Source organism: Polynucleobacter nymphae, assembly GCF_018882155.1.
In the GTDB taxonomy this organism is placed as follows: Bacteria; Pseudomonadota; Gammaproteobacteria; order Burkholderiales; family Burkholderiaceae; genus Polynucleobacter; species Polynucleobacter nymphae.
Genome location: NZ_JACVPA010000012.1, coordinates 1 through 1077 on the forward strand (window position 1 = coordinate 1; position 1077 = coordinate 1077).

General features: G+C 45.0%; 1 protein-coding gene. It reads right to left on the bottom strand.

Annotation, left to right across the window (positions count from 1 at the left end; genetic code table 11):
- A partial coding sequence (locus tag ICN29_RS10610) for an autotransporter-associated beta strand repeat-containing protein (protein ID WP_216133005.1) occupies positions 1 to 1077 on the bottom strand: 1077 nt, incomplete at both ends.

The following is a 1077-nucleotide window of genomic DNA, read 5'->3' on the forward strand; positions in this document are numbered from 1 at the left end:
CAGTAAGCACAACATGCCCCGCACCAGAAATTGAACCTACTGTATCAGTAGCGCCAACAATATAGGTTGCGCCGCTAGCGACAGTTACTGCCGTATTGTCAGGTAAAGCACCGGTAACATTTAAGGTGCCAGCGTTAATGGTGGTGCTACCACTAAAGGTGTTATTACCTAAAAGTGTGAGGATGCCTGCGCCGTTGTTGACTAAATTAGCAGCATTACCAATCGCACCAGTAATACGGCTACCAGTGCTTGAGGAGTTAATGGTCAGGGTACTGACGTTCGATACGTTGCCACCAATGGTAGCTGCGCCAGCGCCGGAGTTGATGGTGAGTGGGGAATCAGCACTACCTAAATTAATAGAGATATTTTTAATGGTTGCATTCAAACCCTCGTTAGGTGCGTGGATAGCACTACCAATCGATAAGGTTTGATTTCCTGGATTAAGTGCACCAGCAACTGTCATTGAAGAAATCAATACGTTATTGGTATAGACGCTTAAAGTGCCTGAGCTACCAGCATTAACATAAGTAACCTTGACGGTTTCATAGGCACCATTCGTTCCACTATTGCCAAAGCCAAATAGATCAATTGCACCGTTGTTATTACCCTTGAGGTACATACTATCTCCTCTACCCTGGGTTCTAATCAATACGCCATCGGTGTAAGACCCATAAGACAAAATGGTATTAAGACCGCCACCATCCATTGAGCCAACTAAATAATCAGCTTGGTAGGTCCAGTTCTGACCTAAATTAATAGATAGAGTGTATGGTTGACTACCATTTTGGTATGTAGTCCACGTCGAAGAATTCAGATACGTAAGAACATTGCCACCACTGCCAAGAACATTACCAACAATATTCACCGGACTGTCTGTAGTGTTCAAGCTAATGTTCGAACCCAAGAGTGTGAGGTTACCACCGTAGTTTTGTGTAGATGTTGTCGTCACGCTCGCTGCTACTGAAGTGTCTCCACTTGTAGCAAGTGATAGGAGTGCGCGAGTATTGCCGACTAAGCCACCAAAGATGGTGCTGCCAGTTCCAGTAGTAGTAGCTAAGCTGTAGTTGGTGCCGGTAT